Consider the following 25,972-nt stretch of genomic DNA (forward strand, 5'->3'; position numbering starts at 1 on the left):
GCCAGGCGCAGGGCACCGCACCTGCCACGCATCCAGACGCCAACCTCGACATCCCAGCATGACCGCCCAAGACCAATCGCTTGCCAAGAGCTTCGAACCCGCCGCCATCGAGGCGAAATGGGGCCCCGAGTGGGAGAAGCGCGGCATCGCCAAGCCGACCTTCGACCCTGCCCGCCCGGACTTCGCGATCCAGCTGCCGCCGCCGAATGTGACCGGCACGCTGCACATGGGCCATGCCTTCAACCAGACCATCATGGACGGCCTGGCGCGCCACGCGCGCATGCTGGGCGCCAATACGCTGTGGGTGCCGGGCACCGACCACGCCGGCATCGCCACCCAGATCGTGGTGGAGCGCCAGCTCGAGGGCCAGGGCGTGTCGCGCCACGACCTCGGCCGCGAGAAGTTCACCGAGAAGGTGTGGGCCTGGAAGGAAGAGTCGGGCTCGACCATCACGCGCCAGGTGCGGCGCATGGGCGCGTCGATCGACTGGAGCCGCGAGTACTTCACCATGTCGCCCGAGATGTCGAAGGCGGTCACCGAAGTCTTCGTGCGGCTGTACGAGCAAGGCCTGATCTATCGCGGCAAGCGCCTGGTCAACTGGGACCCGGTGCTGGGCACGGCGGTGTCGGACCTGGAAGTCGACAGCGTCGAGGAAGAAGGCTCGCTGTGGCATATCCGCTATCCGCTGGTCGAGGCCGACGCCAAGGGCGGGCTGACCCACCTGACCGTGGCCACCACGCGTCCGGAAACCATGCTGGGCGACGTCGCCGTGATGGTGCATCCGGAAGACGAGCGCTACGCGCACCTGATCGGCAAGTCGGTGCACCTGCCGCTGACCGGCCGCCAGATCCCGGTGATCGCCGACGAATACGTCGACCGCGAGTTCGGCACCGGCGTGGTCAAGGTGACCCCGGGCCACGACTTCAACGACTATGCCGTGGGCCTGCGCCACAACCTGCCGCAGCTGTCGATCCTGACGCTCGACGCGAAGATCGTTGCCGACGCCCCCGCCGCCTATGCCGGCCTGGACCGCTTCGATGCGCGCAAGGCCATTGTCGACGACCTCGACAAGCAGGGCCTGCTGGAAGACGTCAAGAAGCACAAGCTGATGACCCCGCGCAGCGAGCGCACCGGCAGCGCGATCGAGCCGATGCTGACCGACCAGTGGTTCGTCGCCATGAGCAAGCCGGCGCCGGAAGGCACCTTCTACCCGGGCCGCTCGATCGCCGAGGTCGCGCTCGAGGCGGTGCAGAGCGGCGAGATCAAGCTGGTGCCGGAAAACTGGATCAGCACCTACAACCAGTGGCTGGGCAATATCCAGGACTGGTGCATCTCGCGCCAGCTGTGGTGGGGCCACCAGATCCCGGCGTGGTACGACGATGCCGGCAACTGCTTTGTCGGCCGCACCGAAGAAGAAGCTGCCGCCAAGGCGAAGGCCGCCGGCAGCACCGGCACGCTGCGCCGCGAGGAAGACGTGCTCGACACCTGGTTCTCGTCGGCGCTGGTGCCGTTCTCCTCGCTGGGCTGGCCCGAGGAAACGCCTGAGCTGAAGCACTTCCTGCCGTCGTCGGTGCTGGTCACCGGCTACGACATCATCTTCTTCTGGGTGGCGCGCATGGTCATGATGACCAAGCACTTCACCGGCAAGGTGCCCTTCCACACCGTCTACGTGCATGGCCTGGTGCGCGATTCGGAAGGCAAGAAGATGAGCAAGTCCGAGGGCAACACGCTCGACCCGGTCGACCTGATCGACGGCATCGACCTCGATACGCTGCTCAAGAAGCGCACCACCGGCCTGCGCCGGCCCAAGGATGCGCCCAAGATCGAGAAGAAGACGAAGAAGGAATTCCCCGAGGGCATTCCGGCCTTCGGCGCCGACGCGCTGCGCTTCACCTTCGCGTCGCTGGCCACGCTCGGGCGCAACATCAACTTCGATACCGGCCGCTGCGAGGGCTACCGCAATTTCTGCAACAAGCTGTGGAATGCGACCCGCTTCGTGCTGATGAACACCGAGGGCCATGACTGCGGCATGGGTCCGTGCAACCAGGACTGCGGCCCGGACGGCTACCTCGATTTCTCGCAGGCGGACCGCTGGATCGTGTCGCTGCTGCAGCGCGTGGAGGCCGAGGTCGAAAAGGGCTTCGCCGAGTACCGCTTCGACAATATCGCCAACGCCATCTACAAGTTCGTCTGGGACGAGTACTGCGACTGGTACCTTGAACTGGCCAAGGTGCAGATCCAGAACGGCACCGAAGCCCAGCAGCGCGCCACCCGCCGCACCCTGCTGCGCGTGCTCGAGACCGTGCTGCGGCTGGCGCATCCGGTGATCCCGTTCATTACCGAGGAACTGTGGCAGAAGGTGGCCCCGCTGGCCGGGCGCGCCAGCGGCGATGGTGCGGAAACCATCGCATTGCAGCCGTATCCGCTGCCCGCCGTCGCCAAGATCGACGAGAATGCCGAGCAGTGGGTCGCGCGCCTGAAGGAAGTGATCGATGCCTGCCGGAACCTGCGCGGCGAGATGAACATCTCGCCGGCCCAGCGCATCCCGCTCTATGCGGAGGGCGACAGCGCCTTCCTGAAGGCGGCGAGCGCACATATCCAGGCGCTGGCGAAACTTTCGGAGGTGCGGGTCTTCGAAGATGAAGCCTCCCTGCAAGCGGAGGGCGCCGGTGCGCCGGTCGCCATTGCCGGGGGCAACCACCTGCTGCTGAAGATCGAGATCGATGTCGCCGCCGAGCGCGCGCGCCTGTCGAAGGAAGTCGAACGCATCGGTGGTGAAATCGGCAAGTGCCGCGCCAAGCTGTCGAACGAGAGCTTTGTCGCCAAGGCACCGCCCGCGGTGGTGGCGCAAGAGACGCAGCGCCTGTCCGATTTCGAGCAAACGCTGGCCAAGCTGCAGGGCCAGCTGCAGCGGCTGCCGGCCTGACCCGAGGGTCAGTCAGGCGGCCTGCATCACGCCCCTGCCAGCCGGGGGTTCTGTGCGGCATCGTCGGACAGAACCGGACAGACGGCGCCCACGCTGGCTGGCAGGGTTATGGACTGGAATCTGAGAGGTACACCTGATATGGAAAATCGCGTCACCAAGGCTGTGTTCCCGGTTGCGGGCCTGGGCACCCGCTTCCTGCCAGCCACCAAGGCCAGCCCCAAGGAAATGCTTCCGGTGGTGGACAAGCCGCTGATCCAGTACGCCGTGGAAGAAGCCATGGCCGCCGGCATTACCGAGATGATCTTCGTCACGGGCCGCTCCAAACGTGCCATCGAGGACCATTTCGACAAGGCCTTCGAACTGGAAGTGGAGCTCGAGGCCAAGAACAAGCAGGCGCTGCTGGACGTGGTGCGCTCGATCAAGCCGGCCAACGTCGAGTGCTACTACGTGCGCCAGCCCGAGGCGCTGGGCCTGGGCCACGCGGTGCTGTGCGCGGCCAAGCTGGTGGGCGACACCCCGTTCGCGGTGATGCTGGCCGACGACCTGATCGACGGCAACCCGCCGGTGATGAAGCAGATGGTGGATGCCTTCAACCACTACAACTGCTCGGTGCTGGGCGTCGAGGAAATCACGCCCGAGCAGAGCCGTTCCTACGGCGTGATCGACGGCCGCGAATGGGACGAGGACGTGATCAAGGTTTCGGGCATCGTCGAAAAGCCGGCGCCGGAAGACGCGCCGTCCAACCTTGGCGTGGTCGGCCGCTACATCCTGACGCCGCGCATCTTCGACCACCTGCGCGAGCTCAAGCCCGGCGCCGGCGGCGAACTGCAGCTGACCGACGCGATCCAGTCGCTGCTGGGCCAGGAGCAAGTGCTGGCGTACCGCTACCAGGGCCGCCGCTATGACTGCGGCAGCAAGCTGGGCTACCTCAAGGCGACCGTCGAGTTTGCGCTGAAGCACCCCGAAGTGGGCACCGATTTCAGCGCCTACCTGGAATCGCGCGAACACCTGAACGGCCTGGGCCGCTGAGCTCGCCCGGACGGGTTACGAAGAAAAAGCCGCTTTCGAGCGGCTTTTTCCTTTTCGACCGGATGAACCCTCCCCTGCCCCGCGGGCGGGAACGGGAGCAATCCATCAGCGACGGCGCATGTAGAACACGAACACCTTGTCCACTTCAGAGTGCGACAGCAGCTCGTTGCCGGTCTGCTTGGCAAAGGCCTGGAAATCGCGCGTGGCGCCGGGATCGGTGGCCAGCACCTTGAGCACGTCGCCGCTGGCCATGTCGGCCAGGGCCTTCTTGGTGCGCAGGATCGGCAGCGGGCAGTTCAGGCCGCGCGCGTCCACTTCTTTCTGGAACTCCATTCGTCTCTTCCTCTGATGCTTGGGGGCTGGAGGCTGGCTGAAAAACCGGCCTTACCAGCGGTATTGTAGCGAAGCCCCGACCTGGCTGAAGTCGTGGGGTCGGCGCGGGTCCGGAATGTCGGCGCCGGTCTGGCGGTCAAAGAAGCGCACCGGGTAGCCCCTGGCGGCAAGCCAGTCGGCCACCGCGAAGCCGGTCCCGGCCGACCACACGCGCACGTCCTCGGGCGCCACCAGCTTGTATTCGGCCAGTTCCTCGGACAGTTCGACGGTGCCGGTCGCCTTGACGTGATAGGCGATGATCAGCTCGTTCTTGCGCATGAACTCGTAGACGCCGATCAGCGCGACCGACTCGGTATCGAGGTTGGTCTCCTCCTTCAGTTCGCGCGCCACGCCCAGCTCGGGCGGCTCGTCGCGCTCCAGGAAGCCCGTCACCAGCGCAAACATCTTTTCCGGCCACGCGGCGTTGCGCGCCAGCAGCAGCTTGTCCTGGTACTCCACCACCGCCGCCAGCACCGGCAGCGGGTTGTTCCAGTGCACGAAGCCGCAGTCCTGCTGCACGCAGGCGTGGCGTTCGCGCCCGGACAGCGGCAGCACCTCGAGCGGCGCGCCGCACTGCGGGCAGAATCGGTATGGCATGGGGGCTCCTGAAGTCTCGTCGTTATCAGTATGAATATGGCGGGAACTGGCCCCGCTATGCGCCGCAAGCAGCGCGCATGTCGGCGGCCAGCGCCTCCACGGTCTGCGGCTGCAAGTCCCAGGCGCACATGAAACGGCAGCCGCCCGCGCCGATAAAGGTGTAGAAGCGCCAGCCCTTTGCGCGCAGCGCCTCGATCGCCGGCAGCGGCAGCTCGGCGAAGACCGCATTGGATTGGGTCGGGAACATGATGCGCACACCGGGGATGTCGCGGATGCGCTGCTGCAGCAGTTGCGCCATCGCATTGGCATGGCGCGCGTTGGCCAGCCACACGTCGTTCTCGAGCAAACCCAGCCACGGCGCGGAGATGAAGCGCATCTTCGACGCCAGCTGCCCGGCCTGCTTGACGCGGTAGGCAAAGTCCTCGGCCAGCCGGCGGTCGAAGAACACCACCGCCTCGCCCACCGGCAGGCCGTTCTTGGTGCCGCCGAAGCACAGCACGTCGACGCCGGCACGCCAGGTGATTTCGGAAGGATGCACGCCCAGCGACGCCACCGCGTTGGCAAAGCGCGCGCCGTCCATGTGCACGCGCAGCTGGCGGCGCTTGGCGATGGCGGCGATGGCGCGCACCTCTTCGACGCTGTAGACGGTGCCGACTTCGGTCGACTGCGTCAGCGACACCACCTTGGGCTTGGGGTAATGGATGTCGGCGCGGCGCGTGACCAGCGCCTCGACCGCATCGGGGGTGAGCTTGCCATGCTCGCCCGGCGCGGTCAGCAGCTTGGAGCCGTTGGAGAAGAATTCCGGCCCGCCGCATTCGTCGGTCTCGATATGCGCCAGCTCGTGGCAGATCACCGAGTGGTACGACTGGCACAGCGCCGACAGCGCCAGCGAGTTGGCCGCCGTGCCGTTGAACACGAAGAACACTTCGCAATCGGTCTGGAACAGGTCGCGGATGCGGTCGCAGACCTTCTGCGTCCAGCTGTCGTCGCCATAGGCCTGCTCGTGGCCGCTGCCATTGGCTTCCAGGAAATACTTGAGCGATTCCGGGCAGAAGCCGGCGTAGTTGTCGGAGGCGAAGTGCTGCATGGTGTTCAGTGTGGAGCGGCCTGGCGCCTTACTTCTTGTCGGCCCACAGCTCGCCGCCGGTGGCCCAGTTCTCGCGCTTGATATCGGTAATGATGATGTCGACCGCCGACGGCGAGCAGCCCAGCGTTTCGCAGCTGACGCGGGTCACTTCCTCGACAAACTTGCGCTTCTGCTCGATGGTGCGGCCTTCAAACATTTCGACGTGGAAAGTCGGCATGCATTGCTCCTGTGCTTGATTGATTGTTGTGGTCCGGGCGGAAAAAATTTGTCCCTTCAGTCCCGGTAGGAAGGATCGATTCTATCCAGTTTGCGCAGCAGCGCGGGCCATTCCAGCACGCCCTCGACCGCGCCATCGTCATAGAGCTGCGCCGAGGTCTTGTCCGCCACGGCGGCGTCGGGCTGCACCAGCGCGCCGCCCGCCTGCGCCGCGATCTGGATTTCGCAGGCCTTGATCAGCGTCGCCATCAGCACATAGGCTTCGGCCACGGTGCGGCCCACCGTCAGCGTGCCGTGGTTGCGCAACAGCATGGCCGGATGCGTGCCCAGCGATGCGGTCAGCCGCGCGCCCTCGGCCGGGGTGAAGGCCAGCCCCTCGTAGTCGTGGCAGGCGATGCGGCCATGGAAGCGCATGGCGTGCTGCGACAGCGGCAGCAGCCCCGCCGCCTGCGCCGACACCGCGATGCCGGCGGTGTTATGCAGGTGCATCACGCACATCGCGTCGGCGCGCGCGGCATGCACCGCGGCGTGCAGCGCGAAGCCGGTCACGTTGACCGGATGCACGGTCTCGCCGACGACTTCGCCGCGGCCGTTGATCTTGACCAGGTCGCTGGCGCGGATCTCGTCGAAGGCAAAGCCGAAAGGGTTGATCAGGAAGTGATCCGGCTCGCCCGGCACCGTGGCCGAGATATGGGTGTAGATCAGGTCATCCCAGCGCTCGCGCGCGGCCAGGCGATAGGCCGCGGCCAAGTCGACGCGCACGCGCTGCTCTTCGGCTGAGACGGGATGGGAAGCGCCCGCGGCACGCGCGGGCTGCAAGGCAAAAGACATGGGGTCGCTCCTGCGCCGCCCGGCCTGGCGTGCCGGGTACGGCCCGGCCTTCTGTGCCGCGCCGCGGGACCGCGATGCCGGCTGACCGGCCCCGCAATCCCTCGCGCGGCGCGCCGGACGGCAAAGGCGATACTTTAGCGCACCTTGGCGCCCGGGCTCGGGCCGGTGCTTGCCGACTCCCCGGCTGCCGGCAGCGGCCACGCGCGCCGCATCCACGCGAACACCAGCGCGCCCAGCGCCAGTGCCGCCGCGGCACACGCGAGCGAACCGGCGAAGCCGCCGCTGCGCGCCACCAGCGCGGTCGCCAGCGGCGGGCCGGCGATCTGGCCGAGGCCGTAGGACGCGGTCATCAGTCCCATCAGCCGCGGTGCCTGCGGGCCCCACAGCCGCCGCGCCTCGCGCATCGCGAACGCCACCAGCGCGGTGAACGGCAGGCCCGCCAGCAGGCTGCTGAGGGCAAAGCCGGCGACGCTCGGCAACACCACCGCAATCGCCACGCCCAGCGCCTGCATACCGTACAGCAGCGCCAGCAGCTTGCGGTTGTCGTGCGCCATGCCGACCCGCGTCGCCAGGAACGCGCCCACCGCCACGCCTGCGCCGAAGACCGGCCAGAACAGGTCGGCCCACACCGTGCCGGGCAGCGCCTGGCGCGCGATCACCGGCAGGAAGGTCGCGGTGATGATGTAGCCGAAGCCGGCCAGGCCGTAGGCCAGGGTCAGTACCCAGGTCTGGGCATCGAGCCGCGCGGCGCCAGGCCCGGCATCCCCGGTACCCGGCGACGGTGCCGCTGCCGCCACGGCGGACGGCGCGGCGAAGACCCGCCAGACCGCCGCCGCCAGCACCGCCGCCAGCGCGGCGAATGCCAGCCAGCCGTGGTCGGCATGCCAGCCCGCTGCGACCATGCCGGATGCGCCCAGTCCGGTGACCACGATGCCCAGGCCCGGGCCGCAGAAGATCAGCCCGGCCAGCTCGGCCCGGCCCAGCTCGGCCAGGCGCTGCAGGCACCAGCCGGCGGTGTAGACCATCACCACGGCGCTGACCACGCCCGCGGCGGCGCGCCACAGCGACCACGCCGGCATGCCGCCCGGCAGGGCCATGCCCAGCGTCAGCAGCACGGTGGCCACCAGGCCCCAGCGCACCATGCGCACCGCATCGGGCTGGATAAACATGCAGACCGCGGCGCCGGCGAAATAGCCGATGTAGTTCACCGTGGCCAGCCACCCGCCCTGTTCCAGCGTGACGGTGCCGTCATGCAACATCATCGGCAGCAGCGGCGTGAAGGCGAAGCGGCCGATGCCCATCACCACCGCCAGCGACACCAGGCCCGCCAGCGCCACCGCGAACGGGCCGGCTGCATGGCCCGGCCGGGACGCGGCCGCTACGCACGCGGCAGGGGGCTTGGTCTCCAGGCTGTGCGGGGTCGGCATGATGGTGGCTGGGGGCAGCGGTTGCATTGCGATCCCTGTATGCTACGCTGCCATCATCATCCTGAAAAATGAATTATCAAGATGTCATGCATCTTGAATTCAGATGAATAACGCCGGAGCCTCGTCATGGACCTTGCCGCGCTCGAAATTTTCCGTGCCGTCGTCGAAGCCGGCGGCATCACCCGCGCGGCCGAGCGGCTGCACCGGGTGCAATCCAATGTCACCACCCGCATCCGCCAGCTGGAGCAGTCGCTGGGCGTCGAGCTGTTCGTGCGCGACGGGCGGCGCATGGTGCTGACCCCGTCCGGCCAGACCCTGTTCGACTACGCCTGCCGCATCCTGACCCTGACCGAAGAGGCGCGCCACGCGGTGTTGCCGGCGCGGCCGCATGGCCGGCTGCGCATTGCCTCGATGGAGAGCACCGCCGCGAGCCGCCTGCCCGGGGTGCTGGCCGCGTATCACCAGGCCTGGCCCGAGGTGCAGCTGGAACTGGTGACGCTGGCAACGCGGCAGGCGTTCGACGCGCTGGCGCGCTTCGAGGTGGACTGCGCCTTCGTCGCCGAGCCGCTGGCGGATCCGGCGCTGCGCGCGGTGCCGGTGTTCGAGGAAGAGCTGGTGGTGATCACGCGCGAGCACCACCGCCCGGTGCACAGCGCGGCCGACCTGGAGGTGCCGACGCTGCTGGCGTTCGAGCCGGGCTGCAACTACCGCGCGCGGCTCGAGACCTGGTACGGGACCGGCCCGGCGCCGACGCCGCGCGTGCTGCAGCTCAGCTCCTACCATGCCATCGTCGCCTGCGTCGCGGCGGGCATCGGTGCGGCGATCGTGCCGCGCTCCGTGCTGGGCCTGTACCGCGACCTGCCCGCCATCCGGCAGCACAGCCTGGGCGCGGCGGGCCGGGTGCGCACGCTGCTGGCGTGGCAGCCGTCGATGGCCAGCGCCGCGCTGCATGCCCTGGTCGAGGCCCTGCCCGAACTCACGCCCGCACCGCCCGGATCGGCGGGTCCCGAACTGGCGGCGGCCTGACCCGCGGGGTTGCGTGCAAGATGTGCCCGGTGGCCTACACTTGAAGTGGCGCCACCAAGGCACCTTGCCTGCCCTGCTCCTGCCATGAACCCTGCTTCCGCGTTGCTGCGGGCCTTCCGGCTGCTGTCCAGCCTGGCGCTGGCATGCTGCGCGCTTGCCTTCGGCGGCAGCGGCGCCGCGGCGCCGCCGGCGGGCACGGCCACCGCCACCGCCACCGCGCCGGTGTACGTGATCCCGCTGAAAGGCGCGGTCAGCCCGGCCAGCGCCAGCTTTATCCTGCGCGGCATGGCGCGCGCCCGCGAAGCCGGCGCGCAACTGGTGGTGCTGGAAATGGACACGCCCGGCGGGCTGGATGCGTCGATGCGCGACATCATCCAGGCGATCCTGGCCTCGCCGGTGCCGGTGGCCAGCTATGTTTCTCCCGGCGGCGCGCGCGCGGCCAGCGCCGGCACCTACATCCTCTATGCCAGCCATATCGCAGCCATGGCGCCGGGCACCAACCTGGGCGCGGCGACGCCGGTGCAGGTCGGCATCGGCGGCCCGCAGAAGCCCGACGCCCTGCCCGGCGCCAGCCCGGCCTCGGCCCCGGCCAGCGCGCCTGCCAGTGGCGACACCATGGCGCGCAAGCAGATGCACGACGCCTCGGCCTATATCCGCGGCCTGGCGCAGCTGCGCGGTCGCAACGCCGAATGGGCCGAGCGCGCGGTGCGCGAATCGGTCAGCCTGTCGGCCGACGAAGCCCTGGCGCAGCGCGTGATCGATGTGGTCGCGGCCGACCTGCCCGCGCTGCTGCGCCAGCTCGACGGGCGCAAGCTGACCACCGCCGGCGGCAAGGCCAGCACGCTGCACACGCGCAACGCCCCTTCGGTGACGCTGGAGCCGGACTGGCGCAACCGCTTCCTGGCCGTGATCACCGAGCCCAGCGTCGCGCTGCTGCTGATGATGATCGGCATCTACGCGCTGATCTTCGAGTTCTCCACGCCGGGCATGGTAGTGCCCGGCATCGTCGGCGCGATCTGCCTGCTGCTGGCGCTGTTCGCGCTGCACATGCTGCCGGTCAACTACGCCGGGCTGGCGCTGGTGGCGCTGGGCATCGGCTGCATGGTGGCGGAGCTGTTCCTGCCCACCTTCGGCGCGCTGGGCGTCGGCGGCATCATCGCCTTCGCCTTCGGCGCGGTGATGCTGATCGACACCGACGTGCCCGGCTTTGGCGTGCCGCTGCCGATGGTGGCGGCGATGTCGGCACTGTCGGCGGTGTTCGTGTTCGGCATGTCGGCGATGCTGGTGCGCTCGCGCAAGCGGCCGGTGGTCAGCGGTGCCGACACCCTGGTCGGCAGCCGCGGCGAGCTGCTCGATGACCTGCGCGAGGAAGGCTGGGCCAGCGTGCGGGGCGAGACCTGGCGCGTGCGCAGCGCCACGCCGCTGGCGCGCGGCACGCCGGTGCTGGTCACGGGACGCAGCGGCCTGGTGCTCGATGTGATCGCCGCCGGCAGCGCGCCGGACTCCTCTTCCCAACCGACGCCAGACAAGGGAGCCTGACCATGGCCTACGGATTCAGCTTCGGCGGTGTCATCTTCCTGCTGGCACTGCTGGTGATCACCTCGTTCCGCGTGCTGCGCGAATACGAACGCGGCGTGGTGTTCATGCTCGGGCGTTTCTGGAAGGTCAAGGGCCCCGGGCTGGTGCTGCTGATCCCGGCGGTGCAACAGATGGTCCGGGTCGACCTGCGCACGGTGGTGATGGACGTACCGCCGCAGGACGTGATCTCGCGCGACAACGTCTCGGTCAAGGTCAATGCGGTGGTGTACTTCCGCGTGGTCGATCCCGAACTGGCCATCATCCAGGTGGCGAACTTCCTGGAAGCCACCAGCCAGCTGGCGCAGACCACGCTGCGCTCGGTGCTGGGCAAGCATGAGCTCGACGAGATGCTGGCCGAGCGCGAAAAACTCAACTTCGACATCCAGCAGGTGCTGGACGCGCAGACCGACGGATGGGGTATCAAGGTCTCGAACGTCGAGATCAAGCATGTCGACCTGAACGAGACCATGGTCCGCGCCATCGCCCGCCAGGCCGAAGCCGAACGCGAGCGGCGCGCCAAGGTGATCCATGCCGAAGGCGAACTGCAGGCCTCGGAGAAGCTGCTGGAAGCGGCGCAGATGCTGGCGCGGCAGCCGCAGGCGATGCAGCTGCGCTACATGCAGACGCTGACGCAGATCGCGGGGGACAAGAGCTCGACCATCGTGTTTCCGCTGCCGATCGATTTATTGACGACGCTGGGCGGCGGCAAGGGAGCACCGGAAAAGTAAAAAAGCATGAAGGGCGCCGGGGCGCCCTTCATGCTTTTGTGACAACGTGGCCTCGACCGAGGGTGTACTCCCTCTCCCGCTTGCGCGAGAGGGGAGCAAACCCTGCCGATCAAACCTTGCTGGCCACCCACTCGCTGACACCCGCCAGCGCCTGCGGCAGCTTGGCCGGCTCGGTGCCGCCGGCCTGGGCCATGTCGGGACGGCCGCCGCCCTTGCCGCCCACCTGCTGGGCGACAAAATTGACCAGCTCGCCGGCCTTGACCTTGCCGGTGGCATCGGCGGTGACGCCGGCGATCAGGCTGACCTTGCCGTCGGCCACCGCGCCCAGCACGATGGCGGCGCTCTGCAGCTTGTCCTTGAGCTTGTCCATGGTCTCGCGCAGGGTCTTCACGTCGGCGCCGTCCAACTGCGCGGCCAGCACCTTCAGGCCCTTCACGTCAACCGCCTGCGCCGCCAGCTCGTCGCCCTGCGACGCGGCCAGCTTGCTCTTCAGGCGCTCCAGCTCCTTTTCCAGCGCGCGCACCTGCTCCTGCACCTGGCCGATGCGCGGCACCAGCTCGGACGGCTGCGCCTTCAGCACGGCGGCGGCTTCGTTCAGCCTGGCGTCCAGGCCCTGCAGGTAGTGCAGCGCGTTGTCGCCGGTGATGGCTTCGACGCGGCGGATGCCGGCGGCGACGCCGCCTTCCATCACGATCTTGAACAGGCCGATATCGCCGGTGCGGTGCACGTGGGTGCCGCCGCACAGTTCCTTCGAGGTGCCGATCGACAGCACGCGCACGTCGTCGGCGTACTTCTCGCCGAACAGTGCCATCGCGCCGCTCTTGACCGCGTCATCGAACGGCATGATCTCGGCGTGCGTGTCTTCGTTGCGCAGGATCTCGGCGTTGACGATCTCTTCGACCTGCCGGATCTGCGCGTCGGTCAGCGCGGCGTTGTGCGAGAAATCGAAGCGGGTCTTGTCCGCGTCCACCAGCGAACCCTTCTGCTGCACGTGGCTGCCCAGCACTTCGCGCAGGGCCTTGTGCATCAGGTGGGTGGCCGAGTGGTTGCGCACGGTGCGCGCGCGGCGCAGCGCGTCGACCTGCGCCGACACGACATCGCCGACCTTGAGCGCGCCGCCCTGCAGCGTGCCCTGGTGGCCGAACACGTCGGCCTGGATCTTGGTGGTGTCGGCCACCGCGAACACGGCATTGCCGGCCTGCAGCACGCCCTGGTCGCCGGCCTGGCCGCCGGACTCGGCGTAGAACGGGGTGTTGTCGAGCACCACCACGCCGGTCTGGCCCGGCTGCATGGATTGCACCGCGGCGCCATCCACGTACAGCGCGGTGACCCGGGCCTGCGGCAGTTCCAGCTTCTCGTAGCCGTGGAACACGGTCTTGTCGCCGGTGTACTCCAGGCCGGCGGCCATCTTGAACTTGCCGGCGGCGCGCGCCTGCTCGCGCTGGCGGTTCATGGCGGCGTCGAAGGCGGCCTCGTCCACGCCGATTTCCTGCTCGCGGCACACGTCCTGGGTCAGGTCCAGCGGGAAGCCGAAGGTGTCGTGCAGCTTGAAGGCGAGTTCGCCGTCCAGCGTCTTGCCGCCCTTGAGCTTGAGCTCGGCCAGCGCGGCGTCGAGGATGGCCATGCCGTTCTCGATGGTCTCGAAGAAGCGCTCTTCCTCGGCCTTCAGCACTTCGGTCACGCGCGACTGGGCTTCAGCCAGTTCGGGATAGGCCTGGCCCATCTGCTCGACCAGGTCCGGCACCAGCTTGTGGAAGAACGGGGTTTTCTGGCCCAGCTTGTAGCCGTGGCGGATGGCGCGGCGGATGATCCGGCGCAGCACGTAGCCGCGGCCTTCGTTGCCCGGGATCACGCCGTCGACGATCAGGAACGCGCACGCGCGGATATGGTCGGCGATGACCTTCAGCGAGTTCTGGTTCGGGTTGTCGATATGGGTCTCGCGCGCGGCGGCCTTGATCAGCGCCTGGAACAGGTCGATCTCGTAGTTGCTGTGCACGTGCTGCAGCACCGCGGCAATGCGCTCCAGGCCCATGCCGGTGTCGACGCACGGCTTGGGCAGCGGCGTCATGTTGCCCTGCTCGTCGCGGTTGAACTGCATGAACACCAGGTTCCAGACCTCGATATAGCGGTCGCCGTCTTCCTCGGGCGATCCCGGCGGACCGCCCCACACGTCGGGGCCGTGGTCATAGAAGATTTCCGAGCACGGGCCGCACGGACCGGTGTCGGCCATCTGCCAGAAGTTGTCCGAGGCATAGCGCGCGCCCTTGTTGTCGCCGATGCGCACGATGCGCTCGGCCGGCACGCCGACTTCCCTGGCCCAGATGTCGTAGGCCTCGTCGTCTTCGGCGTAGACCGTGACCCACAGCTTCTCGGCCGGCAGCTGGTAGGTCTTGGTCAGCAGTTCCCATGCGTACTGGATCGCTTCGCGCTTGAAGTAGTCGCCAAACGAGAAGTTGCCCAGCATCTCGAAGAAGGTGTGGTGGCGGGCGGTGTAGCCCACGTTCTCGAGGTCGTTGTGCTTGCCGCCGGCGCGCACCGAGCGCTGCGCCGAGGTGGCGCGGCTGTACGGGCGCTTGTCGGTGCCCAGGAACACGTCCTTGAACTGCACCATGCCGGAGTTGGTGAACAGCAGCGTCGGGTCGTTCGCCGGCACCAGGCTGGACGAGCGGACCACGGTATGGCCCTTCGATTCGAAGAACTGCAGGAACTTGCTGCGAATGTCTGAGACTTTCATGGGATGGCGGACGCTTGCCCTGGCGTGGCCGGGCGCGACGAATCAGTATGGGATTTGCAAACCGTTGATTATACGGGCAAGGCAGGCCGCCGGGCAGGTCAGCCACGGGGCCCGGGAAGCGGCCGGCTATCGCCCAAATCCCGCCGCCAAACGTGCAGCTTTAATCACTTATGACAGCACCGGTGGTTTGCCGGTGGTACAGTGCAGCCAACCCCGCCGCCCCGTTTCCTGGGCGTGCCGACCGCCCGCATTTTCGGACCAACCCCCGCCTTGCCGTCTGCCTCGAATACCGCCATGGGAGCCTTGAGCCATCTCCGCGTCCTCGACCTCACCCGCGTCCTTGCCGGGCCGTGGTGTGCCCAGAACCTTGCCGACTTCGGCGCCGATGTGATCAAGATCGAGCGCCCCGGCGCCGGCGACGACACCCGCACCTGGGGCCCGCCCTGGCTCAAGGACGAAGACGGCCGCGACACCGCCGAGGCCGCCTACTACCTGGCCGCCAACCGCAACAAGCGCTCGGTCACGTGCGACATCAGCACCCCGGAAGGCCAGCAGATCGTGCGCGACCTGGCCGCGCAGAGCGACGTGGTGCTGGAGAACTACAAGGTCGGCCAGCTCAAGAAATATGGCCTGGACTACGACTCGCTGAAGCAGGTCAAGCCCGACCTGGTCTATTGCTCGGTCACCGGCTTCGGCCAGACCGGCCCGTACGCCGCGCGCCCGGGCTACGACTTCATCATCCAGGGCATGGGCGGCTTCATGAGCCTGACCGGCGAGCGGGACGACCTGCCCGGCGGCGGCCCGCAGAAGGCCGGCGTGGCGATTTCCGACCTGATGACGGGCCAGTACGCCACCATCGCGGTGCTGGCGGCACTCGCCCACCGCGACCGCACCGGCGAGGGCCAGTACATCGACATGGCGCTGCTCGACGTGCAGGTGGCCATGCTAGCCAACATGAACACGAATTACCTCGCCAGCGGCGAGGCGCCGCGCCGCTGGGGTAACGCGCATCCGAACATCGTGCCCTACCAGACCTTCCAGGCCGCCGACGGCTGGATCATCGTCGCGGTCGGCAACGACGGGCAGTTCCGCAAGTTCGTCACCGACGGCGGCAAGCCCGAGCTGGCCGACGACCCGCGCTTTGCCACCAATCCGCAGCGCGTGGCCAACCGCGACGTGCTGGTGCCGATCCTGGCCGAGATGGTGCGCCCGCGCACGCGCGCCCAGTGGATCCGCGACCTGGAAGCCGCGGGCGTGCCGTGCGGCCCGATCAACACGCTCGACGACGTGTTCGAGGACGACCAGGTCAAGGCGCGCGGCCTGCGCGTGGACCTGCCCCACCCGAGCGCGGGCGATGTCAGGCTGGTCGGCAGCCCGATCAAGATGAGCGCGACGCCGCCGCAGGCGCTGCGCCACCCGCCGCTGCTGGGCGAGCACACCGACACGGTGCTGGCCCAGACGCTGGGCTACAGCGCCGCGCAGATCGCCGCGCTTCGTGCAAAAGGTGTGCTGTAAGATTCTCCTCCTGCCGGCGCCAGGCCAGCCCTGCCGCCGGTGCTTTCCGGAAGTTCAGTTCCCACTGACGTACTTTCCATGGGCCCGCGCCCTCCGCGCGGGCCTGCGCAAAGCAAAGGAGAATTCATGCTGACCGATGCCATCCTGGCCTTCCTGCATTTCCTTGCGATCTTTGTCCTGATCACGCTGATGGCCGCCGAGGCCGTGGCGCTGCGCCCGGACCTGACCCCGGCCACCGTGCGGCGACTGTCGCTGTACGACCTGTTCTATTTCCTGTCGGCGATGCTGGCGCTGGCCACCGGCCTGCTGCGCCTGTTCTACGGCGCCAAGGGCGCGGACTTCTACCTGCACAACCCGTGGTTCCACGCCAAGATGGGCGTGTTCGTGCTGATCGCACTGTGCTCGCTGCCGCCGACCCTCGCCATCGCGCGCTGGCGCAAGCAGGCGCGCCGGCTGCCCGATTACGTGCCGCCGCCGTCCGAGATCAAGGCGGCGCGGCGCTGGGTCATGATCGAATCGCACCTGGTGATCCTGCTGCCGCTGTGCGCCGTGATGATGGCCCGCGGCATCGGGGCCCGCTGAGAATCCCTATCCCTCTTGTCCTCCGCAACATGCTGAAGAAACTGCTTGCCGCCGCGCTGACCGCGGCCCTGGTGCCGGCCGCCGCCGTTGCCGCCACCAACGCCTATCCCACCAAGCCGGTCCGTTTCGTCGTGCCTTACCCGGCCGGCGGCCCGCTCGACACCGTGGCGCGCGCCATCGGCGACAAGCTGCGCGACAGCCTGGGCCAGCCCGTGATCGTGGAAAACAAGCCCGGCGCCGGCGGCAACCTTGGTGCGGACTACGTTGCGAAGCAGCCGGCCGACGGCTACACCATCGTCATGGGCGCGGTGGCCACGCATGCCATCAACCCGACGCTGTTCAGCAAGATGCCGTATGACCCGGTCAAGGATTTCGCGCCGATCACGCTGGTTGCCGACGTGCCCAACGTGCTGGTGATGCACCCGGGCAAGGCCGCCGAGCTGCATATCGACAACGTGCGCGATCTGGTCGCGTACGCGCGCAAGAACCCGGGCAAGCTGGACTACGCCTCGGGCGGCAACGGCAGCGCGGGCCACCTGTCGGGCGAGCTGTTCAAGAGCATGGCGAAAGTCAGCATGGTCCATATCCCCTACAACGGCGCGTCGCCCGCGCAGCTGTCGGTGCTGTCGGGCCAGACCGACCTGATCTTCGACAACCTGGCCTCGGCCTCGGCCAATATCAAGGCGGGCAAGCTCAAGGCCTTCGCCGTCACCACCGCCGGCCGCGCCGCGTCCTTCCCGGACCTGCCGACCATTGCCGAGGCCGGCAAGGGACTGGGCCTGGAAGGCTTCGACATTTCAACGTGGTTCGGCGTGTTCGCGCCGGCCAACACGCCGCGCGAGATCGTGGAAAAGCTCAACCACGAGATCGTGGCGATCCTGAAGACCGACGACATGAAGGCCCGCCTGGCCCGCATCGGCGCCCAGCCGGCGCCGACCACGCCTGAGCAGTTCGCGGCGCTGATCCAGAAGGAACTGAAGAAGTATGCGCAGATCGTGAAGGTGTCTGGGGCGAAGGTCGACTGACCCCCAAACAGCGAGAGGAAGAACGGTTCTGGGTGCTCCCAAGCCGCACGAGCTAGCCTTAGCAAGGTGTTCTCCCTCTCCCCTCACCGGGAGGGGAGCAAACAGGCAGGGATTACACAGCTTCGCGGCTCTCGCCCCCCTTGCGCCGCCGCCCCCACAGCTTCCCGCCCGAATCCCCCTCCAGCCGCGGCAGCAGCAATCCCACCTGCACGATCTGCGCGCCCTCCATGCGCGTCACCGTCAGCGGCAGCCCGGCGATCTCGACGCTGTCGCCTTCCACCGGCGGCGACGTGAACGCGCGTTGCATCGCACTTTCCAGCGTCAGCGGCTCTTCGTCCGGCGTTAGCGCGCGCGTGCCGTAGAGCGCGGCCACGTCGCGCAGCGGCGCGTCGCCCGACAGCAGGAAATCGTGCGAGACCTGTTCCCAGGTGGGCGCGCGGCCCGGCGTCTGGAACAGCGCCGACAGCAGCGGCAACGAGACCGTCGGTCCCAGCACGCAGACTGCATCGCCGGCGCGCAATACTGTCTGGGCCGGGTCGGCCAGCGCGTCGTCGCGCGCCACCGTCATCAGCCGGCAGCGCGGTGGCAGCTCCAGCTGGTCGGCGCGCACGTTCTCGACCGGGGCGTTGGGCCCGACCTCGAACTGCATCACTTCCAGGATCGGCGCGCGCGTGCCGCGCAGGCGCGAACGCGCCAGCGGCTCGGGATAGCCGGGACGCAGCACGCGTGCCAGCCGCGCCGCCGCCGCCACGGTGGTGCCCTGGAACAGCAGGCTGGCCAGCACCACCGCGAAGGCAAGGCGGAACAGCAGCCCCGACTGCGGCACCTCGCGCAGCAGCGGGAACAGCGCCAGCACGATCGGCACCGCGCCGCGCAAGCCCATCCAGGCGATAAAGCCGGTCTCGCGCGCATTGAAGCGGAACGGCAGCAGCGCCAGCCATACCGCCACCGGCCGCGCCACCAGCATCAGGAAGGCCGCCACCGCCACCGCGGCGCCGGCGACTTCCCAGATCCGGTGCGGCGACACCAGCAAGCCCAGCAGCAGGAACATGGCCGACTGCGCCAGCCACGCCATGCCGTCCATGGCGCGCATGGTGTCGGCGGTAACGGCGCGCTCGCGGTTGCCGATCAACATGCCGGTCAGGTACACCGCCAGGAAGCCGCTGCCGCCGGCGCTCTGCACGAGGGCAAAGACCATCGCGCCGCCCGAGCACAGCAGGATCGACTGCAGCCCTTCGGCCACGCGCGTGCGCTCCAGCACCAAGGCCAGGCAATAGCCCAGCGCAAGGCCAAGCACGCCCCCCACGCCGAACTGCACCAGCAGCCGCAACACAAGTTCCAGCGGCGTCAGCCCCCCGGGCGCGGTCAGCCATTCGATCAGCGTCAGCGTCAGGAAGATCGCCATCGGGTCGTTGATGCCGGATTCGATCTCGAGCACGCTCGCGACCCGGTCCTTGAGCCGGATGCCGCTGCTGTTGAGCGTCGAGAACACCGCGGCGGCATCGGTCGAGCCGACGATGGCCCCCAGCAGCAGCCCCAGCCGCCAGTCGATGCCCAGCAGCCAGGCGGCGAAGATCCCCACCAGCGCGGCGGTCACCAGCACCCCGACCGTGGCCAGAGACAGAGACGGCTTGAGCGCCACGCGAAAGGTGGCGAAGCGGGTGCGCAGCCCGCCGTCGAGCAGGATGATGGCCAGCGCCAGGTTGCCGACCAGGAAGCTGAGCCAGGTATCGGAGAAACGGATGCCGCCGGGGCCGTCCACGCCGGCCAGCATGCCCACGGCCAGAAACACCAGCAGGACCGGCACGCCGAAGCGCGCCGAGAACGCGCCCAGCACGATGCTCAGCGACATCACGACGCCGCCGAGCAGGATGACATGGTCGATGCTTTCCAAAACGCTCCTTGTGTTGCCCGGGACTTCGCCTGCGGAAGCTTTCAGGACCTTTCAGGAACTTTCAAAACCTTTCAGAACCTTTCAGAACCCTTCCGCCGCAGCGGCCGCGGCGGCGCGCCAGACCGTTCCGGATGATAGCGCAGCGGCCCGGGTCGCTACCCGCCAGGCCGCCTGCAGCTTGGCGCAGCGGCACTTTTAAGCGTGTTCTCACTAGGGGATACCCGAACCATGACCCCATTTGCAGACATCTGAAAGGTAGCTGAAAGGTCGCCCCCTTACCTTCCACCCTGCCCGCCGGAAGGCCTCCGGAATTCGCCGCATTGATGCATCGCAACAAAGGCAACGCACAGAGGCCCGCCGCAGATTTCAAGCAGTCTTATCGAGGAGATTCACTTTGCGCATACGTAGCCAAAAGGACTTTGCCTCCGGCCTGATGTTCATCCTGGTCGGATTCGGCTTTTCCTGGGTCGCGCGCGGTTATTCCATGGGAACCGCCGCAAAAATGGGACCGGGATACTTCCCGTTCTGGCTCGGCATCGTGCTCGCCCTGCTGGGCGCGCTGGTGCTGTTCGGCTCGCTGTCGTCCAAGGCGGAAGAAGACAGCCTGGCCCGCTGGGACATCAAGACGCTGTTGTGGATCCTCGGTTCGGTGGTGCTGTTCGGCCTGCTGCTCAAGCCGCTGGGCATGGTGCTGTCGGTGCTGGTGCTGGTGCTGGTGTCGTCGATGGCCAGCCACGAGTTCAGCTGGAAGGGCGCCATCCTGAACGCGGTCATCCTGGTGCTGATCAGCCTGGGCGCGTTCGTGTACGGCATCAACCTGCAGATGCCGGTGTGGCCGGCTTTCCTGGCAAGCTAAGGAGGCCGCCAACATGGAACTACTCACCAACCTGGGTCTGGGCTTCTCCACCGCCCTGACCTTCCAGAACCTCGCGTACGCCTTCCTCGGCTGCGTGCTGGGCACGCTGATCGGCGTGCTGCCGGGCCTGGGGCCGCTGGCCACCATCGCCATGCTGCTGCCGGTGACCTACACGCTGCCGCCGGTGGCCGCGCTGATCATGCTGGCCGGCATCTACTACGGCGCCCAGTACGGCGGCTCGACCACAGCCATCCTGGTGAACCTGCCTGGTGAATCGTCGTCGGTGGTGACCACCATCGATGGCTACCAGATGGCCAGGCGAGGGCGAGCGGGGGTGGCGCTGGCGACCGCGGGCCTGGGCTCGTTCTTCGCCGGCTGCGTCGCCACCATGATCCTGGCCGCGTTTGCCGCGCCGCTGTCGGAACTGGCGTTCAAGTTCGGCCCCGCCGAGTACTTCTCGCTGATGGTGCTGGGCCTGATCGGCGCCGTGGTGCTGGCCTCGGGTTCGCTGGTCAAGGCCATCGCCATGATCGTGCTGGGCCTGCTGCTGGGCCTGGTCGGCACCGACGTCAACTCGGGCGCCGCGCGCTTCTCGTTCGACGTGCCGGAACTGACCGACGGCCTGAACTTCGTCTCGGTGGCAATGGGTATCTTCGGCTTTGCCGAAATCATCGCCAACCTGGAGCAGAAGGAACACCGCGAGACCTTCACCGACCACATCACCAACCTGTTCCCGACCAAGGACGACTTCAAGCGCATGATCCCGGCGGTGCTGCGCGGCACCGCGCTGGGCTCGGCGCTGGGCATCCTGCCGGGCGGCGGCGCCTCGCTGGCCTCGTTCGCGGCGTACTCGCTGGAGAAGAAGACCTCCAAGTACCCGCAGGAATTCGGCAAGGGCGCGATCGAAGGCGTGGCGGGTCCGGAATCGGCCAACAACGCCGCTTCGCAGACCTCGTTCATCCCGCTGCTGACGCTGGGCATTCCGCCCAACGCTGTGATGGCGCTGATGGTGGGGGCGATGACCATCCACAACATCCAGCCCGGCCCGCAGGTGATGACCAGCAACCCGGCGCTGTTCTGGGGCCTGATCGCCTCGATGTGGATCGGCAACCTGATGCTGATCGTGCTGAACCTGCCGCTGATCGGCATCTGGGTGAAGCTGCTGAAGGTGCCCTACCGCTACCTGTACCCGGCCATCCTGACCTTCTGCTGCATCGGCGTGTACTCGGTCCAGAACACCACCTTCGACGTGTTCCAGACCGCTGCCTTCGGCGTGATCGGCTACCTGTTTATCAAGCTGCGCTGCGAACCCGCTCCGCTGCTGCTCGGCTTCGTGCTGGGGCCGATGATGGAAGAGAACTTCCGCCGCTCGCTGCTGCTGTCGCGTGGTGACTTCAGCGTGTTCGTGACGCGGCCGCTGTCGCTGGGCCTGCTGATCGCCGCCGCGGTGCTGGTCGTGATCGTGGCGCTGCCGTCGATCAAGGCCAAGCGCGAAGAAGCGTTCCAGGAAGAATAAGCAGGGAACATCGCCGGCCTGGCGCCGGCGGCAACAAAGCTGAAGGGCACCGCGAGGTGCCCTTTTTTTCGTGCGCCGCCCGTCGCCAGTGGCCGCTAGGCCCCGAACAGTTCGCTGCAGGCCGCCCGCACCGCCGCCGTGACCTGCCCGCGGCCGTGGTCGCGCCGCTCCAGCATGCCGATCTGGCGCATCACCGGCTCGCCGTTGACCAGCAGCGGCAGCACGCGCAAGGCGTCGTCGTCGCGCCAGCGCGCGCGCCGCAGCAGCGGCACCACCGTCACCCCCACCTCCTGCCGCACCAGCTCGACCAGCGCCTCGATCGCGTTCAGCTCCAGGAACTCATTGACCTTCAGGTGGGCGCGGCGCAGCGCGCGCTCCACCAGCACGCCGGTGCGCTGGCTGCGGTCGAAGCGCAGATAGGGATTGGCCGCCAGCGCCTCGCGCGCGTCGCGGCCCGGGCTGCCGCGCGCGGCGATGGCCACCAGCGGCTCCTGGTACAGCGGCGTCCAGCGCAGCGTGCCCGGCACGCGCGCGGCGCCTTCCACCAGGATGGCGGCGTCGAGCTCGCCGGCTTCCACCTGCGCCGCCAGCTCGATCGACTTGGCGCCGACCAGCCTCACATCGAGGGCCGGATAGGTGCGCTTCATGCGCGCCACCGCGTGCGACAGGCCGCCCATCACCGACACCACCGCGCCCACCGCGACCGCGCCGGCCATGGCTTCGGCCGACGCCAGCGGCAGCCGCATCTCGTCATACAGCGCCAGCAGCTTGCGCGCCTGCGGCAGCAGCGCGCGGCCATCCGCATTGAGCACCGCCACGCGGCCGTTGCGGTCGAACAGCTCGCGGCGCAGCTCGGTCTCCAGCGCACGCATCTGCAGGCTGACTGCGGCCTGGGTCACGGCCACCTGCGCCGCGGCGGCGGCGAACGAGCCGTGCTCGGCCACGGCGACGAAGGTTCGGAGGAAACGGACAGTGCTCATGCTGCACACCAGGCACGGAACGCCCGTGTCGCCATGGCGTTCGATACTTAAAAAATTCTTGCGACATCGGAAAGAAATATTAGCTTTCTTTGTGACCGGCGGCACGGAATAATGAAGGCCGATCATCAATCCGCCCTGCGCCTGATTCTCGGAGACACCCATGACATCCTGGCTGCGCCGCCTCGGCACCGGCCTCGGCATCGGCCTGTGCCTGGCCGCCACCCCCGCACTGGCCGACAGCTACCCGAGCAAGCCGATCCGGCTGCTCGTGCCCTTCCCCGCCAGCGGCGCGACCGACCTGCTGGCACGCGCCATCGCGCAGAAGGTGGGCAGCAACATGGGCCAGCAGATCGTGGTCGACAACCGTCCTGGCGCCGGCGGCGCGATCGGCTCCGACATGGCCGCCAAGGCCGCGCCCGATGGCTATACGCTGCTGATCGCCACCACCAGCACGCATGCGATCGGGCCGCATATCAATCCCCGCCTGCCGTACCAGACCGAGACCGACTTCACGCCGGTGGGCCAGGTCGCGATCGCCACCAACGTGCTGGTGGTGCCCAACAGCCTGCCGGTAAAGAACGTGCGCGAGCTGGTCGACTACGCCAAGAAGCATCCCGGCGAGCTGAACTACGCCTCGAGCGGCAATGGCACCGTGGTGCACCTGACCACCGAAGCGTTCAAGACGCAGGCGGGCGTGTTCATCACCCACATCCCCTACCGCGGCACCGCGCTGGCGGTGCCTGACCTGATCTCGGGCAAGGTGCAGGTGCTGTTCGACAGCATCGTCTCGGGCCTGCCGCATGTGAAGGACGGCAAGCTCAAGGCGCTGGCGGTGACCAGCGCCAAACGCTCGCCGCTGGCGCCGGAAATCCCCACCGTCAGCGAATCGGGCCTGCCGGGCTTCGTCTCCGATACCTGGTTCGGCATCTATGGCCCCAAGGGCATGCCGGCCGATATCGTCAACCGCCTCAATGCCGAGTTCAACAAGGCCATCCAGTCGCCCGAGGTGAAGGAACGGCTGGCCAAGCTGGGCGCCGAACCGGTCGGCGGCACGCCCGCCCAGTTCGCCGCCATGGTGAAGCAGGACAGCGCGCGCTGGGGCAAGCTGATCAGGGATCGCAAGATCACGGCAGAATAAACACGCCACCGAGCGCCCCCGCGCGCACCGAGCACAAAAGGACATACCCATGCAGAACTTCAACTGGACCAACCCCTACCCGTCCGTGCGCATTCCGCTGTTTGCGCGCAACGTGGTCTCGACCTCGCACCCGCTGGCCGCGCAGGCCGGCCTGCGCATGCTGCTCAAGGGCGGCAATGCCGTCGATGCCGCCATCGCCGCGGCCGCCGCCATCACCATCGTCGAGCCGGTGTCGTGCGGCCTGGGGAGCGACGCCTTTGCCATCCTGTGGGATGGCAAGTCGCTGCATGGCCTGAACTCGTCGGGCGTGGCGCCGGCGGCATGGAGCCCGGAATACTTCAAGGCCAAATACGGCACCGACGCCAACGGCCTCGCCAACCGCCCGATCCGCGGCTGGGACTCGGTCACCGTCCCCGGCGTGGTGGCCGGCTGGGCCGCGCTGCACGAGCGTTTCGGCAAGCTGCCGTTCGCGGATCTGATGGAACCCGCGATCGAGATCGCCGAGCGCGGCTACGCCGTGCCGCCGGTGGTGGCGCACAAGTGGGCCGCCGCGGTGCCTGAGCTGAAGGACCAGCCCGGCTACGCCGAGACCTTCATGCCCAACGGCCGCGCCCCGGCGGTGGGCGAGAAGTTCACCATGAAGGACGCCGCCGAGACCCTGCGCCAGATCGGCGCGACCCGCGGCCGCGCCTACTACGAAGGCGCGATCGCCGAGAAGATCGCCGCCTTCAGCAAGCAGTGCGGCGGCGCGATGACGCTCGACGACCTGCGCAACTACCAGCCCGACTGGGTCAAGCCGATCAGCAAGTCCTACCGCGGCTACGAACTGCACGAGATCCCGCCCAATGGCCAGGGCATCGCCGCGCTGATCGCGCTGGGCATCCTCGACCAGTTCGACCTGGCCTCGATCCCGGTGGATTCGGTCGATTCGCAGCACCTGCAGATCGAAGCCATGAAGCTGGCCTTCGCCGACCTGTACCAGTACGTGGCCGATCCGCGCAGCATGGAAGTCACGCCCGAACAGATGCTGGACGACGCCTACCTGAAGTCGCGCGCCAAACTGATCGACATGCAGCGCGCCACGCATTTCAACTTCGGCATGCCCAAGGTCGGCGGCACCATCTACCTGACCGCGGCCGACGAGAACGGCATGATGATCTCGTTCATCCAGTCGAACTACATGGGCTTCGGCTCGGGCGTGGTGGTGCCGGGCACCGGCATCAGCCTGCAGAACCGCGGCGTCGGCTTCTCGATGGATCCCAGGTCCGCCAACGTGGTCGCGGGCGGCAAGCGTCCGTTCCACACCATCATCCCGGCCTTCCTGACCAGGAACGGCCAGCCGGTGATGAGCTTCGGCGTGATGGGCGGCGACATGCAGCCGCAGGGCCACGTGCAGACCGTGGTGCGCATGCTCGACTACAACCAGCAGCCGCAGGCGGCCTGCTGCGCGCCGCGCTGGAAGGTCAACCGCGACTTCACGCTGGACGTGGAAGGCACCATGGACCCGGCCACGGTCGAGGGCCTGAAGGCGCGCGGCCACCAGCTCAAGTCGGTGGACGATCCGTACATGGACTTCGGCTCGGGCCAGTTCATCTGGCGAATGTCGGACGACGCCGAGCACGGCTATGTCGCCGCCAGCGACAGCCGGCGCGACGGGCAGGCGGTGGGGTTCTAAAGCAAAAAAAGGAGCGCGGTTTTGGGTGCGCCAACGCCGCCCGAACTCGCTCAAGCAAGGTGTTCTCCCTCTCCCCTCTTGGGGAGAGGGACCGGGGTGAGGGGTGGGCCAGCAAGGTACCAAACGGGGCGAAGCCTTCGGTTTTCACCCACGGGCGTCAGCCTTTGACCCGCCGGCCCTCTCCCCCGCCCCTCTCCCGCAAGCGGGCGAGGGGAGCTTGCTGCAAGCGGCAGCGCGAGA

General features: G+C 67.9%; 21 protein-coding genes. 12 read left to right on the forward strand and 9 right to left on the reverse strand.

Annotated elements, in window-relative coordinates; genetic code table 11:
• The first annotated feature begins 58 nt into the window (after positions 1–58).
• Both CBM2588_RS12535 and galU read left to right on the forward strand, forming a co-directional pair.
• Positions 59–2,926 (forward strand): valine--tRNA ligase, encoded by a 2,868-nt coding sequence (locus CBM2588_RS12535; RefSeq protein ID WP_115680766.1) that lies wholly within the window; start codon positions 59–61, stop codon positions 2,924–2,926.
• Positions 2,927–3,064: 138 nt separating this feature from the next.
• Positions 3,065–3,955: a UTP--glucose-1-phosphate uridylyltransferase GalU gene (galU, locus tag CBM2588_RS12540; RefSeq protein ID WP_115680767.1), complete on the forward strand. Its 891-nt coding sequence runs from the start codon at positions 3,065–3,067 to the stop codon at positions 3,953–3,955.
• A 105-nt stretch (positions 3,956–4,060) separates the two neighbouring features.
• On the opposite strand, the gene CBM2588_RS12545 is transcribed toward galU, so the two are convergent.
• The 6 genes from CBM2588_RS12545 to CBM2588_RS12570 form a co-directional block, all read right to left on the reverse strand.
• Positions 4,061–4,288 (reverse strand): sulfurtransferase TusA family protein, encoded by a 228-nt coding sequence (locus tag CBM2588_RS12545; RefSeq protein WP_010813669.1) that lies wholly within the window; start codon positions 4,286–4,288, stop codon positions 4,061–4,063.
• Positions 4,289–4,339: 51 nt separating this feature from the next.
• Positions 4,340–4,924 carry an NUDIX domain-containing protein gene (locus CBM2588_RS12550; protein ID WP_115680768.1) on the reverse strand — a complete coding sequence of 195 codons (585 nt, stop codon included), beginning with the start codon at positions 4,922–4,924 and terminating at the stop codon, positions 4,340–4,342.
• A 55-nt stretch (positions 4,925–4,979) separates the two neighbouring features.
• Positions 4,980–6,011 carry a threonine aldolase family protein gene (locus CBM2588_RS12555; RefSeq protein ID WP_115680769.1) on the reverse strand — a complete coding sequence of 344 codons (1,032 nt, stop codon included), beginning with the start codon at positions 6,009–6,011 and terminating at the stop codon, positions 4,980–4,982.
• Between the two features lie 28 nt (positions 6,012–6,039).
• Positions 6,040–6,228 carry a 4-oxalocrotonate tautomerase gene (locus CBM2588_RS12560; protein ID WP_012353493.1) on the reverse strand — a complete coding sequence of 63 codons (189 nt, stop codon included), beginning with the start codon at positions 6,226–6,228 and terminating at the stop codon, positions 6,040–6,042.
• Between the two features lie 56 nt (positions 6,229–6,284).
• On the reverse strand, positions 6,285–7,058 hold the full coding sequence (locus CBM2588_RS12565; protein ID WP_115680770.1) for a class II aldolase/adducin family protein: 774 nt from the start codon (positions 7,056–7,058) through the stop codon (positions 6,285–6,287).
• A gap of 134 nt (positions 7,059–7,192) precedes the next feature.
• Positions 7,193–8,485: a YbfB/YjiJ family MFS transporter gene (locus CBM2588_RS12570; protein ID WP_115681484.1), complete on the reverse strand. Its 1,293-nt coding sequence runs from the start codon at positions 8,483–8,485 to the stop codon at positions 7,193–7,195.
• 126 nt (positions 8,486–8,611) lie between these two features.
• On the opposite strand from CBM2588_RS12570, the gene CBM2588_RS12575 reads away from it, so the two are divergent.
• From CBM2588_RS12575 to CBM2588_RS12585, 3 genes are all read left to right on the forward strand, one after another.
• Entirely contained in the window at positions 8,612–9,511 is a 900-nt protein-coding gene (locus CBM2588_RS12575; RefSeq protein ID WP_115680771.1) for a LysR substrate-binding domain-containing protein, read from the forward strand.
• A gap of 84 nt (positions 9,512–9,595) precedes the next feature.
• Positions 9,596–11,050 carry an NfeD family protein gene (locus tag CBM2588_RS12580; protein WP_115680772.1) on the forward strand — a complete coding sequence of 485 codons (1,455 nt, stop codon included), beginning with the start codon at positions 9,596–9,598 and terminating at the stop codon, positions 11,048–11,050.
• A 2-nt stretch (positions 11,051–11,052) separates the two neighbouring features.
• The gene (locus CBM2588_RS12585) at positions 11,053–11,817 is read left to right on the forward strand and encodes a slipin family protein (protein WP_115680773.1); all 765 of its coding nucleotides are present in this window, start codon (positions 11,053–11,055) and stop codon (positions 11,815–11,817) included.
• Between the two features lie 109 nt (positions 11,818–11,926).
• Here the strand turns inward: CBM2588_RS12585 and alaS are convergent, their stop codons facing one another.
• Positions 11,927–14,551 carry an alanine--tRNA ligase gene (gene alaS, locus CBM2588_RS12590; protein ID WP_115680774.1) on the reverse strand — a complete coding sequence of 875 codons (2,625 nt, stop codon included), beginning with the start codon at positions 14,549–14,551 and terminating at the stop codon, positions 11,927–11,929.
• A gap of 294 nt (positions 14,552–14,845) precedes the next feature.
• Between alaS and CBM2588_RS12595 the strand changes: the two genes are divergently transcribed.
• The 3 genes from CBM2588_RS12595 to CBM2588_RS12605 all read left to right on the forward strand — a co-directional run bounded on the left by CBM2588_RS12595 (position 14,846) and on the right by CBM2588_RS12605 (position 17,673).
• Complete coding sequence (locus CBM2588_RS12595; protein WP_115680775.1) at positions 14,846–16,066, forward strand: CaiB/BaiF CoA transferase family protein; 1,221 nt, start codon at positions 14,846–14,848, stop codon at positions 16,064–16,066.
• A gap of 126 nt (positions 16,067–16,192) precedes the next feature.
• Positions 16,193–16,648, forward strand: a complete 456-nt coding sequence (locus tag CBM2588_RS12600; protein ID WP_115680776.1) for a DUF2214 family protein — start codon at positions 16,193–16,195, stop codon at positions 16,646–16,648.
• Between the two features lie 29 nt (positions 16,649–16,677).
• Positions 16,678–17,673, forward strand: coding sequence for a tripartite tricarboxylate transporter substrate binding protein (locus CBM2588_RS12605; RefSeq protein WP_115680777.1), 996 nt, complete (start codon positions 16,678–16,680; stop codon positions 17,671–17,673).
• 112 nt (positions 17,674–17,785) lie between these two features.
• On the opposite strand, the gene CBM2588_RS12610 is transcribed toward CBM2588_RS12605, so the two are convergent.
• Positions 17,786–19,567, reverse strand: a complete 1,782-nt coding sequence (locus tag CBM2588_RS12610) for a potassium/proton antiporter (protein WP_115680778.1) — start codon at positions 19,565–19,567, stop codon at positions 17,786–17,788.
• Between the two features lie 394 nt (positions 19,568–19,961).
• On the opposite strand from CBM2588_RS12610, the gene CBM2588_RS12615 reads away from it, so the two are divergent.
• Both CBM2588_RS12615 and CBM2588_RS12620 read left to right on the forward strand, forming a co-directional pair.
• Positions 19,962–20,423 carry a tripartite tricarboxylate transporter TctB family protein gene (locus CBM2588_RS12615; RefSeq protein WP_115680779.1) on the forward strand — a complete coding sequence of 154 codons (462 nt, stop codon included), beginning with the start codon at positions 19,962–19,964 and terminating at the stop codon, positions 20,421–20,423.
• A 13-nt stretch (positions 20,424–20,436) separates the two neighbouring features.
• Positions 20,437–21,939 carry a tripartite tricarboxylate transporter permease gene (locus CBM2588_RS12620; protein WP_115680780.1) on the forward strand — a complete coding sequence of 501 codons (1,503 nt, stop codon included), beginning with the start codon at positions 20,437–20,439 and terminating at the stop codon, positions 21,937–21,939.
• Positions 21,940–22,034: 95 nt separating this feature from the next.
• On the opposite strand, the gene CBM2588_RS12625 is transcribed toward CBM2588_RS12620, so the two are convergent.
• Positions 22,035–22,919, reverse strand: coding sequence for a LysR substrate-binding domain-containing protein (locus tag CBM2588_RS12625; protein ID WP_115680781.1), 885 nt, complete (start codon positions 22,917–22,919; stop codon positions 22,035–22,037).
• 160 nt (positions 22,920–23,079) lie between these two features.
• Between CBM2588_RS12625 and CBM2588_RS12630 the strand changes: the two genes are divergently transcribed.
• Together CBM2588_RS12630 and ggt are read left to right on the forward strand one after the other, a co-directional pair.
• Positions 23,080–24,057 (forward strand): Bug family tripartite tricarboxylate transporter substrate binding protein, encoded by a 978-nt coding sequence (locus tag CBM2588_RS12630; protein WP_115680782.1) that lies wholly within the window; start codon positions 23,080–23,082, stop codon positions 24,055–24,057.
• A 49-nt stretch (positions 24,058–24,106) separates the two neighbouring features.
• The gene (ggt, locus tag CBM2588_RS12635) at positions 24,107–25,732 is read left to right on the forward strand and encodes a gamma-glutamyltransferase (RefSeq protein WP_115680783.1); all 1,626 of its coding nucleotides are present in this window, start codon (positions 24,107–24,109) and stop codon (positions 25,730–25,732) included.
• The last annotated feature ends 240 nt before the right edge of the window (positions 25,733–25,972 follow it).

The sequence above is a fragment of the Cupriavidus taiwanensis genome, from assembly GCF_900250075.1.
Lineage (GTDB): Bacteria > Pseudomonadota > Gammaproteobacteria > Burkholderiales > Burkholderiaceae > Cupriavidus > Cupriavidus taiwanensis_C.